The following is a 22,532-nucleotide window of genomic DNA, read 5'->3' on the forward strand; positions in this document are numbered from 1 at the left end:
TCGCGTCAGCCGAGCGCCATCGAGGCGGCGCTCTCCGGCAGCTCTTCGTCGAAGCAGCGCTGATAGAACTCGGCGACAGTCTGCCGCTCGAGCTCGTCGCACTTGTTGAGGAACGTCAGGCGGAACGCGTAGCCGACGTCGCGGAAGATCTCGGCGTTCTGCGCCCACGCGATGACGGTCCGCGGGCTCATCACCGTCGAGAGATCGCCCGCCATGAAGGCGGTCCGCGTCAGGTCCGCAACGGTCACCATCTGGCTTACGGTCTTGCGGCCCTTGGCGGTGTTGTAGTGCGGGCACTTGGCCAGCACGATCGCCGCCTCGGCGTCGTGGCTGAGGTAATTGAGCGTCGCCACCAGGCTCCAGCGGTCCATCTGGCCCTGGTTGATCTGCTGCGTACCGTGGTAGAGGCCCGTCGTGTCGCCGAGGCCGACGGTGTTCGCGGTGGCGAAGAGGCGGAACGACGGGTGCGGCGTGATGACCTCGTTCTGGTCGAGCAGCGTCAGCTTGCCGTCGGTCTCCAGCACCCGCTGGATTACGAACATGACGTCGGCACGGCCCGCGTCGTACTCGTCGAAAACGATCGCGGCGGGGTTGCGCAGCGCCCAGGGCAGGATACCCTCCTGGAACTCGGTCACCTGTTTGCCCTCGCGCAGCTTGATCGCGTCCTTGCCGATCAGGTCGATCCGGCTGATGTGGCTGTCGAGGTTCACCCGCACGCAGGGCCAGTTGAGTCGCGCGGCCACCTGCTCGATGTGGGTGGACTTGCCGGTGCCGTGGTAGCCCTGGATCATCACGCGGCGGTTGTAGGCAAACCCGGCGAGGATCGCCAAGGTGGTGTCGGGGTCGAACCTGTAGGTTTCGTCCAGCAGGGGGACGCGATCCGTCTTCTGCGCGAAGGCCTTGACCTTCATCTCGCTCTCGATCCCGAACACCTCCCGGACCGAGACCTCTTCGGTTGGCTTGGCCGCAGCGTCCATATTGCCGTCCACCTCGCGCTTCACAGGGTCGCGTCTGCCTGCAACATATCCTGGGTGAGGACAAGGGCGAGGCGCAGGTTGGCGACCGCTCCCGCCGCTTCACGATGACGACAGGTCACTACGCTTCAAGCCGCCGGCGCTGCATATTCCGAAGCGGGCGCGTGAGACGCCCCGCAGAACGATGTGGGCGCGTGGGAGGCCCCGCAGAACGGCGTGGGAGGCCCCGCAGAACGAAGGAGGACGCCATGAGACGCCGCCACTTCATGCTGACCGGCCTCGCGGGCGGCACCCTCGCCGCCGTGCCGGCCCTGCGCACAGGCTGGGCCGCTGAGGAGACGTTCGAGGTGACGCGCACCGAGGAGGAATGGCGCGCGATGCTGAGCGATCTCGAATACGAGGTCATGCGCGAGGAGGGCACCGAGCGCGCTTTCACCAGTCCGCTCAACGAAGAGAAGCGCGCCGGGAATTTCCACTGCAAGGGCTGCGACCAGGCGCTCTATCCGAGCGACACCAAGTTCGAGAGCGGTACCGGCTGGCCGTCCTTCTGGGCGCCACTCGACGACGCGGTCGCGACGAAACCCGACCGGTCTTGGTTCATGGTCCGCACCGAGGTCCACTGCGACCGCTGCGGCAGCCATCTCGGTCACATCTTCGACGACGGCCCGCCGCCGACCGGTAAGCGTCACTGCATCAACGGCGTGAGCCTGACCTTCCGGCCCGCCGCGGACGCGGCGCAGACCACCGGCTGAATTCCGGAACCCCGTCGCGGCGACGGCGGTTGCCGTCGCAAAGGGGGTGACCCATGCCGGATCAGCAGACCCGCGCCCTGAGCGAGGTCCTCGACCAGCTCGAGGCCTCGATTCATGACGAAAGCATCACTGTGCGGGAGGTGGTCGAGAGGCTCGGCCGCAAGTCCTTCGCCTCGCTGATGCTCGTCTTCTCCCTGATCTCGACGTCCCCGGCGAGCGGCATTCCCGGCGTCACCGCTATCGTGGCGGCCATCGTCTTCGTGCTTGTCGTGCAGCTCATGATCGGGCGGGACTGCGTCTGGCTGCCGGACTTCGTCCTGCGCCGCAAGCTGTCGACCTCGAAGCTCTGCAAGGGCATCGGCTGGATGCGAAAGCCGGTGCGCTTCGTCGAGCGGTTTCTCAAGGCGCGGCTGACGTGGCTGCTGCACCGGCCGTGGATCTTCCTGCCGCTCACGCTGATCCTGGGGCTCACGATCTTCATGCCGGTGATGGAGATCGTCCCGACCTCCGGCTCGATCGCGTCGGCGGTGATCGCGCTCTTTGCGGCAGGCCTTCTGACCCGTGACGGCGGGCTGGTGGTCGTCTCCCTGGCGCTGTTGCTCGCCGTGCCGGTGGCGGTCTGGCACTTCGGCTTCAGCGGCTGAGGGCCAGGGAGCATCCCGGCGACGCCGTAGTCCCGTAGCCCCCCTTGCATCTCTGCGGCAGTCCCGCCATCTGAACCGCGAGAGGACGACCTCTCCCCTGACGGGGCAGCATTCGGGACGGCCCGCTGCAAGAGGGCTGTTCGATGCGCAACACTCGCGACAGGATCAGACAGGCGCTGGCGTTCGAGGCGATCGGCCTCACCGTCGTCACCCCTCTGATCGCATGGCTCTTCGGGGGCCACATGGGGGAGGTTGGCGTGCTCGCAGTCATCGGCGCGAGCCTCGCCACCTTCTGGCACTATGCCTTCAACTGGAGCTTCGACCGCCTGCTGCTGGCAGCCCGCGGCCGGACCGACAAGACGCTGCCCCTTCGCGTCGTGCATGCGCTGGCGTTCGAGGGCGGGCTGCTCGTCCTGATGCTGCCGGTGATCGCGTGGTGGCTGGACGTCTCGCTGGCGCAGGCGCTGGCGATGGACGTGGTTTTCGCAGCTTTCTACGTGGTCTACGCCTTCGTCTTCACCTGGGCCTACGACCGGCTGGTGCCGCCACCTGCGGCAGAAGGAGACCGCCGCGGGTTTGCTACTGGAAGTTGCGGCTGTCCTTGATCTGATCCCAGGCCCAGAGGACCTCCTGCAGGCGCTCCTCGTCCGCGCGGCCGCCGCCGTTCATGTCGGGGTGCAGGTCCTTGACCAGCGACTTGTACTGCTTGCGGATCTCGCTCCGGGTCCAGTGGTCGCGCGCCTCCAGGATGTCGAGCGCGCGCCGCTCGGTCGGGGGCAGGCGCCGTGCCGCCTGGGTGCCGCGGCCGGGGTTGCGGGTCGCGTTCTCGCCCAGGATCTGGTGCGGGTCGTCCACGCCGAGGCGCGACCAGGCGCGCTGCTCCTCGCCCGGCTTGCGGAAGGGCTGGGTCGGTCGGCCCCACACACGATCGTTGTCGATCATGTCGATGAACTCCTCCTCGGTCTGGCCGTGGAAGAAGTTCCAGCGCAGGTTGTATTCGCGCACGTGGTCCTTGCAGAACCAGAAGTAGTCGTCGAGCGTGTCGGGCGATTTCGGTGCGCGGTACTGTCCCGCCTCCTCGCAGTCCGGATGGTCGCAGACGCGTGTGGAGGTGTCGACTGCGCCGGACATGCCGCGCCGCCCGCGCTGCCGTTTCTTCTTGTCGGCCGACACGCGCAGGTCGAATCCGAAGGGGTCGTTTTTCGGCATGGGTCACCTTTTCGACTCGGACCCGCGAGTTTAGTGTCCACTACCGTCGATGGAAGGGGAAATGTCTTGGGCGTAGAGCATGAGATCCGGGAAAAGCTCGACGCGGCCTTCTCGCCGCGCCTGCTTTCGGTCACGGACGAAAGCGAGCAGCATCGCGGACACGCCGGCTGGCGCGAGGGTGGCGAGACGCATTTCCGCGTCGAGATCGCGTCAGACGATTTCGCCAAGCTGAGCCGGATCGAGCGGCACCGCGCGGTGCACCGGGCGCTGGGCAGCGACCTCGTCGGCAGAATCCACGCGCTGGCTCTGCAGATCGAGGCCTGAGGGCGCCCATCACTCCACCGGCGGCTCGTCCCGCTGTGCCGCCGGCGCCCGCAGGTGCGGCATCGCCACGCGGCGGCCCAATGCCCGCTCCGCCGAGCTGGCGAGGCGCGGGCTCGGCGCGGCGGGCGCGGCCGCCAGGACCTGCCGCGGCTCGTCCTCGCGCGTGCGGCGGAAGATCAGCAGCGTATGCTCCTCGACCCGCCGGCGCAGCCAGCTCCGATGCTCGCACGGCAGCCGGTCGGCGCGCACGTACTCCCACCCTTCGGTGGCGTTCTCGTTGATGAGCTCCTCCACCGTCATGGCGAAGCGCGATTCGACCCCCTTCACCCCCTTGATGCGGCGGTGGCGGTGGGGCGCAGGAACAACCTTGTATTCGGAGCGCATGGAGACCTCGTCTTGCGGCCGCGGCAGCATACCCACCGCGCCTGCGGTGTCCACACGGGACTAGCCTGATCCGCGGTCAGTCGCCGAGCTTGCGCGACACGATCTCGTTGACCGCCTGCGGATTCGCCTTGCCGCCGGTCGCCTTCATCACCTGGCCCACGAACCAGCCGGCGAGCTTGGGGTTGGCCTTTGCCTTCTCGACCTGCGCCGGGTTCGCGGCGATGATCTTGTCGACCTCGGCCTCGATGGCGCCGGTGTCGGTCACTTGCCGCATCCTGCGCGCCTCGACGATCTCCGCCGGGTCGCCGCCCTCGGTGTAGACGATGTCGAAGAGGTCCTTGGCGATCTTGCCGGAGATGTCGCCCTTGGCGATCAGGTCGAGGATGCCGCCGAGCTGGCCCGAGCTCACCGGGCTCTCGCCGATGCCGTGGCCCTCCTTGCGGAGCCGGCCGAAGAGGTCGTTGATGACCCAGTTCGCCGCCGCCTTGCCGTCGCGGCCGCGCGCCACCTCCTCAAAGAAGGCCGCGTTCTCAGTCTCGGCCGTCAGCACGCCCGCGTCGTATTCCGTCATGCCGTACTCGGTGACGAAGCGCGCCTTCTTCTCGTCCGGCAGCTCCGGCAGGGTGGCCGCGATCTCGTCCACCCAATCCTGCTCGATCTCGAGCGGCAGGAGGTCGGGATCGGGGAAGTAGCGGTAGTCGTGCGCCTCTTCCTTCGAGCGCATCGAGCGGGTCTCGCCGGTGTCGGGGTCGTAGAGTCGCGTCTCCTGCACGATGCTGCCGCCGTCCTCCAGGATGGCGATCTGCCGCCGCGCCTCGTATTCGATCGCGGCCTGGATGAACCGCATCGAGTTCATGTTCTTGATCTCGCAGCGCGTGCCCAGCACCCGGTGGTCGCCCGTCTCCTGATAGCGCTCGTAGTCGCCGGGTTTGCAGACCGAGACGTTGACGTCCGCGCGCAGGCTGCCGTTCTGCATGTTGCCGTCGCAGGTGCCGAGGTAGCGCATGATCTGCCGCAGCTTCGCGACATAGGCGGCCGCCTCCTCCGGCCCGCGGATATCGGGGCGGCTGACGATCTCCATCAGCGCGACGCCGGTGCGGTTGAGGTCGACGAACGACATCGTAGGGTCCATGTCGTGGATCGACTTGCCGGCATCCTGCTCGACATGAATGCGCTCGATCCGGACTCGTCGCGCGACGCCCGGCCCCATGTCCACCAGCACCTCGCCCTCGCCCACCAGCGGGTGGTAGAGCTGGCTGATCTGATAGCCCTGCGGCAGGTCCGGATAGAAGTAGTTCTTGCGGTCGAACGCGCTCACAAGGTTGATCTGAGCCTTCAGGCCCAGCCCGGTCCGAACCGCCTGCGCGATGCAGAACTCGTTCACCACCGGCAGCATCCCCGGCATTGCCGCGTCGACGAAGGCCACGTTGCTGTTGGGCTCGGCGCCGAAGCGGGTCGACGCGCCGGAAAAGAGCTTGGCCTTTGAGGAAACCTGCGCGTGGACCTCCAGCCCGATCACCAGCTCCCAGTCGCTCTTGGCGCCTGAGATGACCTTGGGTTTCGGGGCCTCGTGGGCGAGATCGAGCATCGGCGCCTCCGCGGGATGGTGTCGCCGCGCCTTGTAGGGCAGGGCGCGGGGCCCGGCAAGCCGCCGCCGGTCGGCGGAGAACCGCTTGTCGCTGCACTGCAGCATTGCGCGATCGCGGGCCTTCCGCCTACCTGCGGGTGACTTGGCTGCGATCGAGGATGGCTAATGCGCGGTCTGCTTGTTGCTCTTCTTCTGATCTTTCCCGTCGCCTGCACCGAGGCGGCCTCGACGTCGGCGCGCCCGGCGGTGATGCAGTGGGACCACCGCCCCGAAGGCACGATGTGGACCCAGGCCGCGCTCGGCGCGCTCAGCACCCACGGCGCGGCGCTGCCCTCGACCGTGCCGCAGGACATCGAGACCTGGTGCCCCGGGTATGAGGACGCTTCGGTCGAGGAGCGGCGGCTCTTCTGGGCGGGCCTTCTGTCCGCGCTCGCCAAGCACGAGAGCACCTGGCGCCCCGAGGCTGCCGGCGGCGGCGGCCGCTGGATCGGCCTGCTGCAGATCGCGCCGGCAACCGCCCGCGGATATGGCTGCAAGGCGACCAGCGTTGCCGAACTCAAGAACGGCGCTGCCAACCTCGCCTGCGCCATCCGTATCATGTCGCGCACCGTGCCGCGTGACGGCGTGGTCGCGGCGGGCGGCGGCGGCATCGCGGCCGACTGGGGCCCGTTCACCCGCGCGGCCAAGCGCGCCGAGATGGCGAGCTGGGTCCGCGCCCAGCCCTACTGCACGGCCTGATCCCCTTCGGCGGGTCTTGCTCCCCGCACCGCGCCCCGGCACCATGACCCGAGCCTGACGGAGGTCCTGATGTCGCTGATCGAGGCCGCGCGCGAAGTGCGCGAGAACGCCTGGGTTCCCTATTCCCGCTTCAAGGTCGGCGCGGCGATCCGCGCCGCCTCCGGCCGCGTCTATGTCGGCTGCAACGTCGAGAACGTGGCCTATCCCGAGGGCACCTGCGCCGAGGCGGGCGCCATCGCCGCGATGGTCGCGGGCGGCGACACCCGCATCGACGAGATCGCGGTCATCGCCGACAGCCCGACGCCGGTCGCGCCCTGCGGCGGCTGCCGCCAGAAGATCGCCGAGTTCGCCGGCCCCGACGTCGAGGTCACGATGGCCACCACCGAGGGACAGACGCTGACCCGCCGCGTCGCCGACCTCCTGCCCGGCGCCTTCGACGCCGCCCAGATGGAGCGGGCCGCGGGCCCGGCCGCCTGATCGACGCGCGCGGCATCATCGGCGACCTCGCGGCGTCGGGGCATCTCTCTGCCGACGCCGCCGCGTGGTTCGCCGCGGGCCTTGCCGACGGGTCGGTCACCGACGCGCAGGCCGGCGCCTTCGCCATGGCCGTCCGGCTCAAGGGGCTCGACCCGGCGGAGCGGGCGGCGCTGACGGCGGCCATGCGCGACACCGGCCACGTCCTCGCCTGGGACCTGCCCGGGCCCGTGGTCGACAAGCATTCCACCGGCGGCATCGGCGACTGCGTCTCGCTGGTCCTCGCCCCCGCGCTCGCCGCCTGCGGCGTCTATGTCCCGATGGTGTCGGGCAGGGGCCTCGGCCATACCGGCGGCACCCTCGACAAGCTCGAGGCGATCCCCGGCCTCGGCGTGGAGCTGGACGAGGCCGCCTTTCGCCGCATTGTCGAGGAGACTGGCGCCGCCATCGTCGCCGCCTCGCCCGAGATCGCGCCGGCCGACCGCCGCCTCTACGCCATCCGCGACGTCACCGGCACCGTCGAGAGCGTCGACCTGATCACCGCCTCGATCCTGTCGAAGAAGCTCGCCGCCGGGCTCGAGGCGCTGATCCTCGACGTCAAGGCGGGCTCGGGAGCGTTCCTCCCCGACCTCGACGACGCCCGCGCGCTCGCCACCTCGCTGGTCGAGACGGCGAACGCCGCCGGCTGCCGCACCGCCGCCCTCGTCACCGCGATGGACCGGCCGCTCGCGCCCTGCGCCGGCAACGCGCTCGAGGTCGCCGCCTCGATGGAGGCGCTGGAGGGCGCGCCAGGTGCGCTGCGCGACCTGACCGTGGCGCTGGGCGGCGCGCTCCTCGACCTCGTCGGCATCGCGGGCGGGGAGGGGCGCATCGCCGCGTCCATCGACGACGGCAGCGCGATGGACCGCTTCGCCCGCATGGTCCGCGCCCAGGGCGGCCCGGCGGACTTCGCCTCGACGTGGCGCCGCGACCTGCCCGCGGCCCCCGTGATCCGCGACGTGCCCGCGCCCTCGGCCGGCACCGTCGTCGCCATCGACGGCCGCGCCCTCGGCATGGCGGTGGTGCACCTGGGCGGCGGCCGGCTCCGCGGCGGCGAGACGTTGGACCTCTCCGTCGGCCTCGACCGTATCGCCCGGCTGGGCGACCGGCTTTCCGAGGGCGACCCGCTCGCGCGCATCCACGCCCCCGACGAAGCCGCTGCCGACAGAGCGGCCGAAGCGGTGCGAGAGGCGATCCGGCTGGGCGAGACCGCCGCGCCGATGCCGCTGGTCATCGAGAGGATCGGCCCATGACGGCCCCCGCTCAGTTTCTGCCCCTCCGGCCGACGCCATCCGTTCCCGTCGATGCCGCCGAAGACGTGTCGAATCCGAGGAACCGGGACCCCCGCCCATGAGCCGCGCCTTCCTCATCGTCCTCGACTCCGTCGGTTGCGGTGGCGCGCCCGACGCCGCGGACTTCGGCGACGAGGGGGCCAACACCCTCGCCCACATCGCCGAGACCTGCGCCGCCGGCCGCGCCGACGAGGGCCGCGCGGGGCCGCTCCAGCTCCCGAACCTGGACCGCCTCGGCCTCGGCCGCGCCATCCACCTCGCCTCCGGCGCCACCGCCCCCGGCCTCGGGCACGAGCCGGAGGGCCTGTGGGGCGCCGCGACCGAGGTCTCGCGCGGCAAGGACACCCCGTCCGGCCACTGGGAGCTGGCGGGCGTCCCGGTCCCGTGGGAGTGGCACTACTTCCCCGCGACGGACCCATGCTTCCCGCCGGACCTCGTGGCCGAGGTCTGCCGCCTCGCCGGCACCGAGGGCATCCTCGGCAACCGACACGCCAGCGGCACCAACATCATCGAGGAGGAGGGCGCCCGGCACATCGAGACCGGCTGGCCGATCTGCTACACCTCCGTCGACAGCGTCTTCCAGATCGCCGCGCACGAGGAGGCGTTCGGCCTCGACCGCCTGCTCGACCTCTGCCGCGCGCTGGCCCCGCGACTCCACGCCATGCGCGTGGGCCGGGTGATCGCGCGGCCCTTCGTCGGCCGCGACGGCGAGTTCACCCGGACGAAGAACCGCCGCGACTTCGCCATCGCGCCCCCCCGGCCCACGCTCTGCGACTGGGTGCAGGGGGCGGGCCGCCGCGTCCACGCCATCGGCAAGATCGGCGACATCTTCTCGATGCGGGGCATCGACGAGGTCCGCAAGGGCTCGGACGACGAGCTCATGGAGCACCTCGTCGACCTCACCGCCACCGCAGAGGACGGCAGCCTGACCTTAGCCAACTTCGTCGAGTTCGACAGCCTCTACGGCCACCGGCGTGACCCCGCCGGCTATGCCCGCGCGCTCGAGCGCTTCGACGCCGCCCTGCCGCGGGCGCTGGAGCGCCTGCGCGACGGCGACCTCGCCATCTTCACCGCGGACCACGGCAACGACCCGACCTTCCAGGGCACCGACCACACGCGCGAGCGGGTGCCCGTGGTCGGAGCGGGCGTGGGCGCGCGCGCGGTCGGGCAGGTCGCCTTCGCCGACGTCGCCGCCTCGGTCGCCGCGCATCTGGGCGTCCCGGCGCAGGGGCCGGGGCGGAGCTTCCTGTGACGCCCAAGGTCGAGCTGCACCTCCACATCGAGGGCGCCGCGCCGCCGGCCTTCGTCCGCGGCCTCGCGGCGGAGAAGGGCGCGGACCTCTCCGGCATCTTTGACGAGCGGGGCGCCTACCGCTTCGACGGCTTCCTCGATTTCCTCAGGGTCTACGAGGCGGCGACCTCGGTGCTGCGCACGCCCCGCGACTACGCCCGGCTGACCACCGCGGTCCTCGACCAGTGCGGCGAGAGCGGCGTGATCTACGCGGAGTTGTTCCTCTCGCCCGACTTCTGCGGCGGCCGCGACCTCTCCGCCTGGCGCGAGTACCTCGCCGCGCTCCGCGAGGCGGCCGAGGCGCACGAGGTCGAGATGCGCGGCATCGTCACCTGCGTCCGCCACTTCGGCCCCGACGCGGCGAAGGAGACGGCGCTTTGCGCCGCCGAGACGGCGGGCGATTTCGTCACCGGCTTCGGAATGGGCGGCGACGAGGGGCGCGGCACCAAGCGCGACTTCGCATGGGCCTTCGACTGCGCCCGCGAGGCGGGGCTGCGCCTGACCTGCCACGCGGGCGAGTGGGGCGGGCCGCAGAGCGTGCGCGACGCGCTGGCGCTGGGCGTCGAGCGGATCGGCCACGGGGTGCGCGCGATCGAGGACCGCGCCCTGGTCGATGACCTCGCCGAGCGCGGTATCGTGCTCGAGGTCTGTCCGGGCTCGAACGTGGCGCTCGGCGTCTGCCGCGACTGGCGCGCCCACCCGATCGAGAAGCTGCGCGAGCGCGGCGTTCCGGTGACGATCTCGACCGACGACCCGCCGTTCTTCCACACGACGATGGAGAACGAGCACGCGCGCCTCGCCGAGGTCTTCGGCTGGGACGAGGGCGAGTTTGCCGAGATCCACCGCACCGCCGCGCGCGCCGCCTTCTGCGACGAGGCGACCCGAAAGCGCCTGCTGAAGGCGCTGGAGTGACGCCGGAGGCATTCAGGACGATGGCGCTCGCGCAGCCCGCTACGACGGAGGCCGCGCACTTCGACCGGCGCGCGTTCCGCGTGCGACGCATCTACGCCACCCTCGCCGCCGACGGCGCCTCCGCCAACCTGGCGCTGCCCCCCGACGAGCAGGAGCACTATTGCCGCCTCATGCCCCACGCGCTCGCCCCGGTGCCGAACTCGTGGGGCGCGCGGGGCTGGACCACCGTCGCCCTTGCCGCGGTCGAACCGGAGGAGATTGCCGGTCCGCTGAGCAGCGCCTGGCTCGGTGCCGGCGGCCGCGAAGGGTGACGCGAGCCCCTTTTCCGCGACGCGCCGAGCGTCTAGGGCTCTCGCGCAGGCCATCCCCGGAGGCGCCATGACCGAGCACCTGACCGTCGTCGACCACCCGCTGATCCAGCACAAGCTGACGATCATGCGCGACCGGACCACTTCGACTGCCGGCTTCCGCCAGCTCCTGAAGGAGATCAGCCAGCTCCTCGCCTACGAGATCACGCGCGAGCTGCCGATGACCACGCGCGCCATCGACACGCCCATGACGCGGATGGAGGCGCCGGTGCTGGCGGGCAAGAAGCTGGTGCTGGTCTCGATCCTGCGCGCCGGCAACGGCCTGATGGACGGCGTGCTCGAGCTCATCCCGTCGGCGCGGGTGGGCTTCATCGGCCTCTACCGCGACGAGGAAACGCTGCAGCCGGTGCAGTACTATTGCAAACTCCCGCAGGACATGGAGGACCGGATGGTGATTGCGGTCGATCCGATGCTCGCCACCGGCAACTCCTCCGCCGCCGCCATCGACCTGATCAAGGCCACGGGGGCGAAGACCATCCGCTTCCTCTGCCTCCTCGCCGCGCCCGAGGGGGTCGCTCGGATGCGCGAGGCGCACCCCGACGTGCCGATCGTCACCGCCGCGCTCGACGAGGGGCTGAACGAGAAGGGCTACATCATGCCCGGCCTTGGCGACGCGGGCGACAGGATGTTCGGCACCAAGTAGGACATCAGGCGCCGCAGGCGCCCTGCAGCGCGACCCACTCGCCATCGGGCAGCACCGTTGTGGTGGTGCCCGCCTTGGCCGGATCGGCCTCGATCAGCGTCAGCGTCGTCTCTCCGGTAATGTCGAGCGCATAGGCGTAAGGTGCCGAGCGCAGCGCCGCCCCCTCGAACCACGTCACCAGCTCGGCGCCCGAGAGCGGCGCAGGGTCCGCCGTCGCCAGCCGCTCGGCATGCGCCTCCAGCACCTCCGGCGGCAGTTCTCCGGTGGTGAGCAGCCGGAACGACGCAAGCGGCCCCGCCTCGTCGAGCAGCCGCAGCATCGGGTCATTGGCCGCCGCGCGCGCCTCCTCCGCCAGGATGTAGCCCGCCACCACGGCCGGCTCGTCATGGTCCTCGACCAGGACGCGGTTCAGCACGATGAGGCCGCCCGGCAGGTGCAGCGCCTCGAACCCTTCTCCGGGCACCAGAACCAACGGACCCGCCTCGGCACCACGCAGCCGCCGGTTGATCCGGGCCAGCGCCGGCAGGTCTTCCGAAGTGGCGCAGGGCGGCCCCGCGACCCGCAGCACATGTCCCAGCATCGCCTCGCCGATCTCCAGGCGCATCGCCTGTGGCACCACACGCGCCGTATGCCTGATCAGCGCGTCAGGCAGCCAGAGCGCCCCCACGCCCAGCAGCGCGGCCAGCGCGCCAACACCCAAGGCGGTCCTGAGGCGTCCTGGGCGATAGCGCCGCCGCTCGACCGCCCGGCGTACGGTCTCGATGGCGTCGACCATCTCGCCGTCCGCGATCTCCAGCTCCTCGTCGGAATCGGATCCCGGCGCGTAGATGGCGGGCAGGTCCGCGCCCCGCCGCTCCACCGCCGGCAGCGACCAGTGGGCGAGCGCGCTCTCGCCGCGATCGGTGATGACCAGCGTCGCCTCGCCAAGGCAGACGATGACCTCGCGTCGTTGCGCCCCCGGCTCCGGCCGCCACAGGCCCGTCGATTCAAGCCGCTGATAGTCGGCGAGCGCCGTCATGCGCGATGTCACTGCCCCAGTTTCTGCCGCCGCACCCTACCGGATGGCTGCGGCGGCAACAATCGGGGGCAGGCGGCTCAGGCGGCCTTCTCTGCCGGGCCAAAACGGCCGTAGAAGGTCTGCCCCTTGGCGGCCATCTCGCGCAGCAGCTCAGGCGCCTCGAAGCGCGGTCCGTGGCGCTGGACCAGGCCCTCGCAGATCGACACCGCCTGCTCCGCGCCGATGATGTCGAGCCAGCTGAACGGCCCGCCGGACCAGGGCGCGAAGCCCCAGCCGAGGATCGCGCCGACATCGCCCTCCCGGATGTCGGTCAGCACGCCCTCCTCCAGCGCCCGCACCGCCTCCAGCACCTGCGCCATCAGCAGGCGGTACTGCACCTCGGTCAGGTGCGGCTGCTCCGCCGAGAGCGCCCAGCGGTCGCGCAGTCCGGGCCAGAGACCCTGCCGCTTTCCGGCCTCGTCATAGGCGTAGAAGCCCGCGTTGACCTTGCGCCCCATCCGGCCAAGGTCGGAGAGGCCGAAGAGCACCTCGTCCGCGCCGTCGTCGTAGGCCTCGCCCAAAGCCGCCCGCGTCGCCTTCGCGATCTTGACCCCGAGGTCGATCGAGGTCTCGTCCGTCAGCTGCAGCGGCCCCAGCGGCATGCCGACCAGGCGCGCGGCGTTCTCGATCAGCGCCGGCTCGACGCCCTCCTTCACCATCCGCACGCCCTCGTTGATGTAGGGAATGATGCAGCGGTTGGCGTAGAAGAAGCGGGCGTCGTTGACGACGATCGGCGTCTTGCGGATCTGCCGCACGAAATCCAGCGCCTTGGCCACGGCCCGGTCGCCGGTCTCGCGTCCCTTGATGATCTCGACCAGCATCATCTTGTCGACCGGCGAGAAGAAGTGGATGCCGATGAACTGCTCCGGCCGCTGCGACGCCTGCGCGAGGTCACTGATCGGCAGGGTGGAGGTGTTGGTGGCAAAGATGCAGTCCTCGCCCACGACCTCCTCGACCTTCCGCGTCACCTCGGCCTTGATGCCCGGGTCCTCGAACACCGCCTCGACGATCAGGTCACAATTCTCCAGCAGCGCGTAGTCCGCCGTGGCCGTGATCCGTCCCAGCACCTCGGCCTTCTGGTCCTGCGTCACTTTCTTGCGCTCGATGCCCTTGTCGAGCAGGCCCTCGCTCACCTCCTTGCCGCGCCGCGCCGCGCTCTCGTCCTGGTCGAGCAGGACGACGTGGATGCCGGCGTTCGCCGCGACATGGGCGATGCCCGCGCCCATCATGCCGGCGCCCAGCACGCCCAGCACCCGCACCTTCTGGTCCGGCGCCTCGGGGCGGTTCGCGCCCTTCTCCAGCGCCTCCTTGTTGATGAAGAGGCTGCGGATCATCGCGCCCGAGGACGGGTTCATCAGAACGTGCGTGAACCACCGCGCCTCGATCCTGAGCGCGGTGTCGAACGGAACCATCGCCCCCTCGTAGACCGCGTTCAGCAGCGCCTTGGCTGCCGGATAGACGCCCTGCGTCTTGCCGTTGACCATCGCGCTGGCGCCGACGAAGGTCATGAAGCCAGACGGGTGGTAGGGTGTGCCGCCCGGCATCTTCCAGCCCTTCTGGTCCCACGGCTTGACGATGTCGGCGTCCTTCGCGGCCAGCACCCACTCCTTCGCGGCGGCGAGCGGGTCGGCCACCACCTCGTCGATCAGGCCCAGCGACTTCGCCCGCTTCGGGTCGGAGAGCTTGCCCTCCAGCAGGACCGGCGCCGCCGCCATCGCGCCGAGCTTCCGGCTGACGCGCGTCGTGCCGCCCATGCCCGGGAAGATGCCGACCATGATCTCGGGCAGCCCGATCTTGGCCTTCGAATTTTCCGCGGCAAAGATCCGGTGACAGGCGAGCGGGATCTCGAGCCCGATGCCCAGCGACGTGCCGGGGAGGGCGGCCGCGATCGGCTTGCCACCCCGGTTCTTCTCGTCCATCCCCGCGCGCTCGATCTTGCGCAGGATGCCATGGGTGCGCATCAGCCCCTCGAAGAGGCCGCGCGCCGGATCGTCGCCCGCCTCCTCCTTCATCCTCGCGATGACGTTGAGGTCCATGCCGCCGGCGAAGCTGTCCTTGCCCGATGTGATGACGATGCCTTTCACCGCCTCGTCCGCCAGCGCCTCGTCGATCATCGCGTCGAGCTCGGCGAAGCCCTCCATGCTCATCACGTTCATGGACCTGCCGGGCACGTCCCAGGTGATGACGGCCACGCCGTCGCTCGTTTCCATCGTGAAGTCGGTCATGTGTGTCCACCCTCCGTGGAGTAGGGCGTGCCGTCGAGATGCGTGAAGCCGTTCGGCGTGTCCAGCAGGTCGAGGCCCGGATAATGCGTGACATTCTCGGGGCGGCGGCTCCCCATGATCAGGTAAACAGTGTCGCGTCCGCTGTGGTTGCGGAGGTAATGGGCGACCGCGACGCCCGCCGGCCAGCAACAGGCGTCACCGGCGCCGATCACCGTCTCCTCGCCGTTCTCGATGACCGTCAGTTCGCCCTCGAGCATGTAGAGGAACTCGTCCTCATGGCTTTCCCAGTGCATCTGTGACGACTGGCCGCCCGGATGCAGGTTCTCGAGCGCGACGCCGTACTGGCTGAGCCCGCCGGTCTCGGTCAGGTGGCGGTAGGACAGGTTGCCGCGCCCGAGATTGTAGGGGTCCGGATAGCCCGACACCCCCTCGGTCACCGGCACGCTATTCCTTCGCAGGATCATCAGACCCGCTCGATGATCGTCGCGGCGCCCATGCCGGAGGCGACGCAGAGGGTGGCGAGGCCGGTCTCGCGGTCCGACCGCTCCATCTCGTCGAGGAGCGTGCCGAGGATCATCGCGCCCGTCGCGCCCAGCGGATGGCCCATCGCGATGGCGCCGCCGTTGACGTTCAGCCGGTCGCGGTCGACGCCGAACGCCTGCATGAAGCGCAGGACGACGGCGCTGAACGCCTCGTTGACCTCGAAGAGGCCGATGTCGCCGATCGACATGCCCGCCTCGGCCAGGATCTTCTCCGTCACCGGGACCGGGCCCGTCAGCATGATCGTGGGATCGGTGCCCAGCTTTGCGGTGGCGCGGACGCGCGCCCGCGGCTTCAGCCCGTGCGCCTCGCCGAACGCCTTGTCGCCCACGAGGACCGCGGCGGCACCGTCGACGATGCCCGAGGAGTTGCCGGCGTGGTGGACGTGGTTGATCCGCTCGAGGTGCGGATACTTCATCAGCGCCACCTTGTCGAAGCCGGGCATCACCTCGCCCATCTCCTGAAACGACGGCTTCAGGGACCCGAGCGACTGCATGTCGGTCTGCGGCCGCATGTACTCGTCGCGATCTAGGATCGGCAGGCCGTTCTGGTCGCGCACCACGATGACCGATCGGTCGAAGCGGCCGTCCTCCCACGCCTCGGCGGCGCGGCGCTGGCTCTCGACCGCGTAGGCGTCGACGTTGTCGCGGGAAAAGCCGTATTCGGTGGCGATGATGTCGGCCGAGATGCCCTGCGGCACGAAGTAGGTCTTCATGGCGAGGCTCGGGTCGACCGCGATCGCCGCGCCGTCCGAGCCCATCGGCACCCGGCTCATCATCTCGACGCCGCCGGCGACATAGGCCGATCCGGCCCCGGCACGCACCTGGTTGGCGGCGAGGTTCACCGCCTCGAGCCCGCTGGCGCAGAAGCGGTTGATCGAGAGGCCGGGCACCGTCTCCGCGAAACCGCTGGCGAGGACGGCGGAGCGCGCGAGGCAACCGCCCTGCTCGCCGACCTGCGTGGCGTTGCCCCAGATCACGTCCTCGACCGCGGTAGTCTCCAGCCCGTTGCGCTCCTTGATCGCGTTCAGCGTGAGCGCGGAGAGGCGCAGCGACGTGACCTCGTGCAGGCTGCCGTCCTTGCGGCCGCGGCCGCGCGGCGTGCGCACGGCGTCGTAGATGTAGGCGTCGGTCATGGGCGTGCTCCTTCCCGGTCCGAGGGGCGGCCGGGCATCAGGTCGTAGGGGTGCTTCCAGCCGGGCAGGGCGGCGATTCGGTCGAGCCAGGCGTCGATGGCGGGATACGCGGCGCGGTCGAATCCGTAGGGCTCGGGATAGTAGAGATAGCCGCAGCAGGAGAAGTCGGCGACGGTGGGTTCAGGGGCAGCAAGCCAGTCTCGGCCGTCGAGCCGGGCGTCGAGGACGGCGAGCGCCGACCGGAGGCGCATCTCGAGGAAGGCGCTGACCGCCTCGTCGCGCTTCTCCACCGGCAGGAAGTTGCGGTTGAACCGCAGCGGGCCGGCCACGCCGGAGACCTTGTGGTTGTCGAAAAGCACCCAGCGCCAGACCTCGCGCCGTTCGGTCGGGTTCGCGCCGCCGAAGCGGCCGGTCTTCTCGATGATGTAGTCCTGTATCACGCCCGACTGGGTCAGAACCGTGTCACCGTCGACCAGCACCGGGACCTCGCCCATCGGGTTGAGTGCGCGATATTCCGGTGCCCGCGCGCCGCCGCGGAAGAAGTCCACGAAGACCGGCTCCCACGGCACCCCGGCGAGCTCCAGCGTCAGCGCCGCCTTGTAGGCGTTTCCGCTCTCGCCGAAACAGTAGAGCTGCATCATCCGACCGACCTCACCGTTCTGGTGCGGGGCGCAGGGGTGCGACGTCCCGCGGGAATGCGCTCTTGTCGCAGACGGCACCGCCGTTGGAAACATCCCGGCCCGTGCGAAACGCAGCGTTACGGGCAGCGCCCACGCCGCCGGAGCGGCAGGGGCGCGAGGCTCAGAAGTTCGCCGCGTCGAGCGCCATGACCGGCTCGGCCCCTGACTGGATCCGGGCGAGGTGGGTCTTCGTCGCCGGCAAGAGCCGCGTCATGTAGTAGCGCCCCGTCGCGATCTTGCTCTCGTGGAACTCGGTGTCGCCGTCGCCCGCGTCGAGCGCCGCGTAGGACGCCTTTGCCATCCGCGCCCACATCAGCCCGAGGCAGACATGGCCGAAGACGTGCATGAAGTCGTAGCTGCCGGCCAGCGCGTTGTTCGGGTCCTTCATGCCCGACTGCGTGAAGTACATCGCCGCCGCCTGCAGGTCCTTCGACGCGTCCTTCAACGGGTCGAGGAAGATCGCCTTGAGACGCGCGTCGTGGTCGTTCTCGGCGATGAAGGCCTTCACGATGTCAAAGAAGCCCATCACCGTCTTGCCGCCGTTCGCCCCGAGCTTGCGGCCGACGAGGTCGAGCGACTGGATGCCGTTGGTGCCCTCGTAGATCATGGTGATCCGGGCGTCGCGGACGAACTGCTCGATCCCCCACTCGCGGGTGAAGCCCGAGCCGCCCAGCGTCTGCTGCGCCAGCACGGTGGTCTCGAAGCCCTTGTCGGTCAGGAAGCCCTTGATGACGGGCGTGAGGAGCGAGATCAGCGCCTCGGCGTCGGCATCGTGGTTGCGGTGGCTGCGGTCGATCAGCGTCGCGCCCCAGAAGGCGAAGGCGCGGGCGGCCTCGACGAAGGCCTTCTGGTCCATCAGGTTCCGCCGCACGTCGGGGTGCACGATGATCGGATCGGCCGCCTTGTCGGGCGCCACCGTGCCGGTCACCGCACGGCCCTGCAGCCGCTCCTGCGCGAAGGCGAGCGCGTTCTGGTAGGCAACGACGCCCTGCGCATAGCCCTGCAGGCCGACGCCCAGCCGCGCCTCGTTCATCATAGTGAACATGGCGCGCATCCCCTTGTGCGGCTCGCCCACGAGGAAGCCGGTCGCGCCGTCGTAGTTCATCACGCAGGTCGCGTTGCCGTGGATGCCCATCTTGGACTCGAGGCCGCCGCAGCTCACCGCGTTGCGGCTACCGAGCGAGCCGTCCTCCGTCACCACGAACTTCGGCACGATGAAGAGGCTGATGCCCTTGGTGCCCTCCGGCCCGCCGGGGATCTTGGCGAGGACGAGGTGGATGATGTTCTCGCTCAGGTCGTGCTCGCCGGCCGAGATCCAGATCTTCTGCCCGGTGATGCGGTAGGTGCCGTCGTCCTGCGGCTCGGCCCTGGTGCGGATCAGGCCGAGATCGGTTCCGCAGTGCGGCTCGGTCAGGTTCATCGTGCCCGACCAGATGCCGTCGATCATGTTCGGCAGGTAGGTGCGCTTCTGCTCCTCCGAGCCGTGGACGTAGAGCGCCGACATCACCCCGTGGGTCAGGCCCTGGTACATGTTGAACGCCATGTTGGCCGAGACGAAAAGCTCGCCCGTCGCCGCGTTCAGCAGATAGGGCATTCCCTGGCCGCCATACTCGGTGTCGGCGTCGAGACCCATCCAGCCGCCCGCGCGCATCCGGTCGTAGGCGTCCTTGAAGCCCGTCGGCGTGCGGACCACCCCGTTCTCGAGGCGGCAGCCCTCCTCGTCACCCACCCGGTTGAGCGGGGCGAGCACGTCGCGCGCCAGCTTGCCCGCCTCGTCGAGCACCGCCTGCGTGAAGTCGCGGTCGAGCTCCTCGTACCCGGCGATGCCGCTTTTCGACACGTCGAGCACGTCGTGGAGGACGAACTGCATGTCCTTGACGGGCGGGGTGTAGGTGGGCATCCGGTCGCTCCTTACTCGGCAGCGTGAGGGGTGCGCATCGCGTCGAGCATCCGCTCTGCGCCGCTCAATTGGCCCTGCAGGTCCTCGATCGCGTTGTCGAGCTCGTCGCGCTGGCGACGAAGCTCGTCGAGCCGCTCGCGGCCGACTTCGATGGTGCGGTCGAGTTGCGCGACCTGGCCCCGACCGCCGTCCCACATGTCGAGAAGCTGGCGGATCTGCTCGAGGCTGAAGCCGAAGCGCTTGCCGCGCAGGATCAGCGTCAGGCGGGCGCGGTCGCGGTGCGTGAACAGGCGCTTCTGGCCCTGCCGGATCGGCGAGAGCAGCTCCTTGGATTCGTAGAACCGCAGGGTGCGAGGCGTCACGTCGTAGGCGTCGCACATCTCGCGGATGGTCATCAGTGTGTCTGTCATCAGGTCAGATATCCGGTTGGAGTTCCACGTGCGCAGAGCGAAATGACCGTTCCGGATTGACGTCGCAATACCGTTGACGCTTACGTCATGAGAACGTCACGTCACGGTTCGGAACTGGAAACGCGACCGCTCCAAAGCTTCCCCCTGCGCAACAATCCTGCCTCCGCGCCGGGTCAGCCGATCGTGCGCGCCACCTCGTCGCGCAGCTTCTGAAGCTCGTCGATCGTCTCCTTGAGCTCGTCGCGCTCGTTCCTGAGGGCGTCGAGCTGCCGGTCTGCGAGCCTGACCATCTCGCGCATCTGCGCCTCCGTCCCCTCCTGCTCGTAGATTTCGAGCCACTGGCGGATCTCCTCGAGGCTGAAGCCGAAGCGGCGGCCGCGCAGGATCAGTGTCATGCGCGCCGTCTCGCGCGGACCGTAGTAGCGGGCGCGGCCCTCCTTCTCCGGGCGGAGCAGCTCGATGTACTCGTAGTAGCGCAGCGTCCGCGGCGTCACGTCGAAGCGTGCGCACATCTCCTTGAAGGTCAGTCGCTCCGGCATCTCGGCTCCGTCCTTTCACCTCAGGGTAGCATCGCGCCGCACCCGGTCCAATTCCACCCTTGCCCCCGGCTGGCCGGAGCGCGAAGAGAAGGCATGAGCGAGGATCGCGCAGCCAAGCTTGCCAAACAGTTCATCGAGGCGATTCCCTACGCCCGCGCGGTCGGCATGTCGCTCACCGAGGTCTCCGACGGCACCGCCTGCGGGATCATGCCCTACGACGCGAAGCTCGTGGGCGACCCGCGGACCGGCGTCATCGCCGGCGGCGCGGTCTCGGCGCTCCTCGACACCTGCGGCGGTGCGGCGGTGATGAGCCATGCCTCCGCCCCGGCCGGCACCGCGACCATCGACCTCAGGATCGACTACATGCGTCCCGCGACGCCGGGGCAGGCGATCCGCGCCCGCGCCACCTGCTACCACGTCACCCGCAGCGTCGCCTTCGTCCGCGCGGTCGCGCACGACGACGATGGCGACCGGCCCGTCGCCACCGCCACCGGCGCCTTCACGGTCGAGCGGGGACGGATGCGGCGAGCGCCTGACTACGCGCCCTCCGACGGGGGCGAGACGCCATGAGCCGCCCCGAGCCGGTGCAGGTCATCAAGCAGCGCCGCGACGCCACGCTCCGCGCCCTGCACGAGGGGGTGCCCTATTTCCGCTGGCTCGGCATCGTCTTCGACCGCCGCGGCGACGAGCTGACGGCCGTGCTGCCCTACGACGACAAGCTGATTGGCAACCCGATCCTGCCGGCGATCCACGGCGGCGTGACCGCGGCCTTCCTCGAGACAACGGCGCTGGTCGAGCTCGGCTGGGCCACCGTATGGCCCGAAATCGAATCGGGCGCGATGACGCCGGAGCAGATCGACCTCAACACGGTCCGCTGGATGCCGAAGACCATCGACTTCACCGTCGACTATCTCCGCTCCGGCCTGCCGCGTGACGCCTATGCGCGGGCGCGGGTCAACCGCTCGGGCCGGCGGTACGCCAGCGTCCATGTCGAGGCGTGGCAGGACAATCGCGCCCGGCTCTTCGCGCAGGCGACGGGTCATTTCCTGATGCCCGGACCGGATGGCTGACGGGCCGACGGCCGCCGAGACGCCGATCACCCACGCCCGCATCCTGGCCATCGCGCTGCCGATCGTCGTCTCCAACGCGACGATTCCGATTCTCGGCGCCGTGGACACCGCCGTCGTGGGACAAATGGGCGAAGCGGCGCCGATCGGCGCGGTCGGCATCGGCGCGGTGATCCTCACCTCGATCTACTGGGTCTTCGGATTTCTCCGCATGGGCACCACCGGCATGGTGGCGCAGGCGCGCGGCGCGGGCGACGTGGCCGAGAGCGGCGCGCTTCTGATGCGCTCGCTCATCCTCGGCGGCGCGGCGGGACTCGTATTCATCCTGCTGCAGGTGCCGATCTTCTGGGCCGCGTTCCGCCTCGCGCCCGCCAGCGCCGAGGTCGAGGGGTTGGCGCGCGCCTATCTCGCGATCCGGATCTGGGGCGCGCCAGCGGCCATCGCGCTCTACGCCGTCACCGGCTGGCTGATCGCCGTCGAGCGCACGCGGGCCGTGCTGCTCCTGCAGCTCTGGATGAACGGCGTGAACGTCGTGCTCGACCTCTGGTTCGTTCTCGGCCTCGGCTGGGGGGTCGAGGGCGTCGCGGTCGCCACGCTGACGGCCGAGTGGAGCGGGCTGGCGCTCGGCCTCTGGCTCTGCCGCGCGGCGTTCGGCGGCACCGCCTGGCGCGACTGGGGGCGGATTTTCGACCGGGCGCGGATCGTCCGCATGGCGCAGGTCAACGGCGACATCATGATCCGGTCGGTGCTCGTGCAGGCGGCCTTCACCACCTTCCTCTTCCTCGGTGCCGGGCGGGGTGACGTGAACCTCGCGGCGAACCAGGTCCTGCTGCAGTTCCTGCAGATCACCGCCTTCGCGCTCGACGGCTTCGCCTTCGCGGCCGAGGCGCTCGTCGGCGCGGCGATGGGCGGGCGGCGGCGCGACCGGCTCAGGCGCGCGGCGGTGATGTCGAGCCTCTGGGGCGTGGGCCTGTCGCTGCCGCTCGCGATCTTCTTCGCGCTGTGCGGGCCGGCGGTGATCGACGTGATGACCACGGCGCCGGAGGTGCGGCTTGCGGCGCGGGAGTTCCTGCCGTGGGTCGTCGCGGCGCCGCTGATCGGCATCGCCTCCTGGATGCTCGACGGCATCTTCATCGGCGCGACCGAGACCCGGGCGATGCGGAACGCGATGCTGCTGAGCGTCGCGATCTACATCGGCGCGCTTGGCGTTCTGGTTCCGGCCTTCGGCAACCACGGCCTCTGGGCCGCGCTGATGGTGCTGAACGCGGCGCGGGCGGTGACGCTGGGGCTGCGCTATCCGGCGCTGGAGGCGCGGGCGGCGACCTGAGCGCCGGCGCGGGCCGAGGCT

The 22,532-nt window shown here is 69.9% G+C and carries 26 protein-coding genes; 14 read left to right on the top strand and 12 right to left on the bottom strand.

Annotation, left to right across the window (positions count from 1 at the left end):
- Window positions 1-5 precede the first annotated feature (5 nt).
- A complete protein-coding gene (cobS, locus tag JM664_RS08935; protein ID WP_227419953.1) occupies window positions 6-977 on the bottom strand; it encodes a cobaltochelatase subunit CobS in 972 nt (323 codons plus the stop codon).
- 245 nt (window positions 978-1,222) lie between these two features.
- Between cobS and msrB the strand changes: the two genes are divergently transcribed.
- The 3 genes from msrB (at window position 1,223) to JM664_RS08950 (ending at window position 2,975) form a co-directional block, all read left to right on the top strand.
- Window positions 1,223-1,726 carry a peptide-methionine (R)-S-oxide reductase MsrB gene (msrB, locus tag JM664_RS08940; RefSeq protein ID WP_227419564.1) on the top strand — a complete coding sequence of 168 codons (504 nt, stop codon included), beginning with the start codon at window positions 1,223-1,225 and terminating at the stop codon, window positions 1,724-1,726.
- 53 nt (window positions 1,727-1,779) lie between these two features.
- The gene (locus JM664_RS08945) at window positions 1,780-2,370 is read left to right on the top strand and encodes an exopolysaccharide biosynthesis protein (protein ID WP_227419565.1); all 591 of its coding nucleotides are present in this window, start codon (window positions 1,780-1,782) and stop codon (window positions 2,368-2,370) included.
- Between the two features lie 143 nt (window positions 2,371-2,513).
- On the top strand, window positions 2,514-2,975 hold the full coding sequence (locus JM664_RS08950) for a PACE efflux transporter (protein ID WP_227419566.1): 462 nt from the start codon (window positions 2,514-2,516) through the stop codon (window positions 2,973-2,975).
- Here the strand turns inward: JM664_RS08950 and JM664_RS08955 are convergent.
- Entirely contained in the window at window positions 2,950-3,579 is a 630-nt protein-coding gene (locus JM664_RS08955; RefSeq protein WP_227419567.1) for a J domain-containing protein, read from the bottom strand. The two genes, JM664_RS08950 and JM664_RS08955, sit on opposite strands and share 26 nt — an antisense overlap.
- 66 nt (window positions 3,580-3,645) lie before the next feature.
- On the opposite strand from JM664_RS08955, the gene JM664_RS08960 reads away from it, so the two are divergent.
- Window positions 3,646-3,903 (top strand): BolA family protein, encoded by a 258-nt coding sequence (locus JM664_RS08960; RefSeq protein WP_227419568.1) that lies wholly within the window; start codon window positions 3,646-3,648, stop codon window positions 3,901-3,903.
- A gap of 9 nt (window positions 3,904-3,912) precedes the next feature.
- On the opposite strand, the gene JM664_RS08965 is transcribed toward JM664_RS08960, so the two are convergent.
- The gene (locus JM664_RS08965; protein WP_227419569.1) at window positions 3,913-4,287 is read right to left on the bottom strand and encodes a DUF4177 domain-containing protein; all 375 of its coding nucleotides are present in this window, start codon (window positions 4,285-4,287) and stop codon (window positions 3,913-3,915) included.
- A 76-nt stretch (window positions 4,288-4,363) separates the two neighbouring features.
- A complete protein-coding gene (gene gatB, locus JM664_RS08970) occupies window positions 4,364-5,875 on the bottom strand; it encodes an Asp-tRNA(Asn)/Glu-tRNA(Gln) amidotransferase subunit GatB (protein ID WP_227419954.1) in 1,512 nt (503 codons plus the stop codon).
- A 165-nt stretch (window positions 5,876-6,040) separates the two neighbouring features.
- On the opposite strand from gatB, the gene JM664_RS08975 reads away from it, so the two are divergent.
- From JM664_RS08975 to upp, 7 genes are all read left to right on the top strand, one after another.
- A complete protein-coding gene (locus JM664_RS08975) occupies window positions 6,041-6,613 on the top strand; it encodes a transglycosylase SLT domain-containing protein (RefSeq protein WP_227419570.1) in 573 nt (190 codons plus the stop codon).
- A 69-nt stretch (window positions 6,614-6,682) separates the two neighbouring features.
- On the top strand, window positions 6,683-7,090 hold the full coding sequence (locus JM664_RS08980) for a cytidine deaminase (RefSeq protein WP_227419571.1): 408 nt from the start codon (window positions 6,683-6,685) through the stop codon (window positions 7,088-7,090).
- Complete coding sequence (locus JM664_RS08985; protein ID WP_406675787.1) at window positions 7,090-8,379, top strand: thymidine phosphorylase; 1,290 nt, start codon at window positions 7,090-7,092, stop codon at window positions 8,377-8,379. Before JM664_RS08980 ends, JM664_RS08985 begins: the two co-directional genes overlap by 1 nt.
- 97 nt (window positions 8,380-8,476) lie before the next feature.
- The gene (locus JM664_RS08990) at window positions 8,477-9,670 is read left to right on the top strand and encodes a phosphopentomutase (RefSeq protein ID WP_227419572.1); all 1,194 of its coding nucleotides are present in this window, start codon (window positions 8,477-8,479) and stop codon (window positions 9,668-9,670) included.
- A complete protein-coding gene (locus tag JM664_RS08995; protein WP_227419573.1) occupies window positions 9,667-10,620 on the top strand; it encodes an adenosine deaminase in 954 nt (317 codons plus the stop codon). Before JM664_RS08990 ends, JM664_RS08995 begins: the two co-directional genes overlap by 4 nt.
- A complete protein-coding gene (locus tag JM664_RS09000; protein WP_227419574.1) occupies window positions 10,617-10,931 on the top strand; it encodes an MmcQ/YjbR family DNA-binding protein in 315 nt (104 codons plus the stop codon). The genes JM664_RS08995 and JM664_RS09000 overlap by 4 nt, the downstream gene beginning before the upstream one ends.
- Before the next feature lie 67 nt (window positions 10,932-10,998).
- Window positions 10,999-11,631 (top strand): uracil phosphoribosyltransferase, encoded by a 633-nt coding sequence (upp, locus tag JM664_RS09005; RefSeq protein ID WP_227419575.1) that lies wholly within the window; start codon window positions 10,999-11,001, stop codon window positions 11,629-11,631.
- A 4-nt stretch (window positions 11,632-11,635) separates the two neighbouring features.
- On the opposite strand, the gene JM664_RS09010 is transcribed toward upp, so the two are convergent.
- From JM664_RS09010 to JM664_RS09045, 8 genes are all read right to left on the bottom strand, one after another.
- The gene (locus JM664_RS09010; RefSeq protein WP_227419576.1) at window positions 11,636-12,649 is read right to left on the bottom strand and encodes a hypothetical protein; all 1,014 of its coding nucleotides are present in this window, start codon (window positions 12,647-12,649) and stop codon (window positions 11,636-11,638) included.
- A gap of 77 nt (window positions 12,650-12,726) precedes the next feature.
- Complete coding sequence (locus JM664_RS09015; protein ID WP_227419577.1) at window positions 12,727-14,913, bottom strand: 3-hydroxyacyl-CoA dehydrogenase NAD-binding domain-containing protein; 2,187 nt, start codon at window positions 14,911-14,913, stop codon at window positions 12,727-12,729.
- A complete protein-coding gene (locus JM664_RS09020; RefSeq protein WP_227419578.1) occupies window positions 14,910-15,377 on the bottom strand; it encodes a cupin domain-containing protein in 468 nt (155 codons plus the stop codon). The genes JM664_RS09015 and JM664_RS09020 overlap by 4 nt, the downstream gene beginning before the upstream one ends.
- Window positions 15,377-16,588 carry an acetyl-CoA C-acetyltransferase gene (locus tag JM664_RS09025; RefSeq protein ID WP_227419579.1) on the bottom strand — a complete coding sequence of 404 codons (1,212 nt, stop codon included), beginning with the start codon at window positions 16,586-16,588 and terminating at the stop codon, window positions 15,377-15,379. Before JM664_RS09025 ends, JM664_RS09020 begins: the two co-directional genes overlap by 1 nt.
- Window positions 16,585-17,226 (bottom strand): glutathione S-transferase family protein, encoded by a 642-nt coding sequence (locus JM664_RS09030; protein WP_227419956.1) that lies wholly within the window; start codon window positions 17,224-17,226, stop codon window positions 16,585-16,587. Before JM664_RS09030 ends, JM664_RS09025 begins: the two co-directional genes overlap by 4 nt.
- Before the next feature lie 163 nt (window positions 17,227-17,389).
- Window positions 17,390-19,168: an acyl-CoA dehydrogenase C-terminal domain-containing protein gene (locus tag JM664_RS09035; RefSeq protein ID WP_227419580.1), complete on the bottom strand. Its 1,779-nt coding sequence runs from the start codon at window positions 19,166-19,168 to the stop codon at window positions 17,390-17,392.
- Window positions 19,169-19,179: 11 nt separating this feature from the next.
- Window positions 19,180-19,578 (bottom strand): MerR family transcriptional regulator, encoded by a 399-nt coding sequence (locus tag JM664_RS09040; RefSeq protein WP_227419581.1) that lies wholly within the window; start codon window positions 19,576-19,578, stop codon window positions 19,180-19,182.
- Between the two features lie 173 nt (window positions 19,579-19,751).
- On the bottom strand, window positions 19,752-20,117 hold the full coding sequence (locus JM664_RS09045; RefSeq protein WP_227419582.1) for a MerR family transcriptional regulator: 366 nt from the start codon (window positions 20,115-20,117) through the stop codon (window positions 19,752-19,754).
- A 93-nt stretch (window positions 20,118-20,210) separates the two neighbouring features.
- On the opposite strand from JM664_RS09045, the gene JM664_RS09050 reads away from it, so the two are divergent.
- The 3 genes from JM664_RS09050 to JM664_RS09060 are packed head-to-tail and all read left to right on the top strand — an operon-like array spanning window position 20,211 to window position 22,511.
- Window positions 20,211-20,687, top strand: coding sequence for a PaaI family thioesterase (locus JM664_RS09050; protein WP_227419583.1), 477 nt, complete (start codon window positions 20,211-20,213; stop codon window positions 20,685-20,687).
- Window positions 20,684-21,187 (top strand): PaaI family thioesterase, encoded by a 504-nt coding sequence (locus tag JM664_RS09055; protein ID WP_227419584.1) that lies wholly within the window; start codon window positions 20,684-20,686, stop codon window positions 21,185-21,187. The genes JM664_RS09050 and JM664_RS09055 overlap by 4 nt, the downstream gene beginning before the upstream one ends.
- Window positions 21,180-22,511 carry an MATE family efflux transporter gene (locus tag JM664_RS09060; protein WP_227419585.1) on the top strand — a complete coding sequence of 444 codons (1,332 nt, stop codon included), beginning with the start codon at window positions 21,180-21,182 and terminating at the stop codon, window positions 22,509-22,511. Before JM664_RS09055 ends, JM664_RS09060 begins: the two co-directional genes overlap by 8 nt.
- Window positions 22,512-22,532 lie beyond the last annotated feature (21 nt).

It is taken from the genome of Roseitranquillus sediminis, from assembly GCF_016918935.1.
In the GTDB taxonomy this organism is placed as follows: domain Bacteria; phylum Pseudomonadota; class Alphaproteobacteria; order Rhodobacterales; family Rhodobacteraceae; genus Roseitranquillus; species Roseitranquillus sediminis.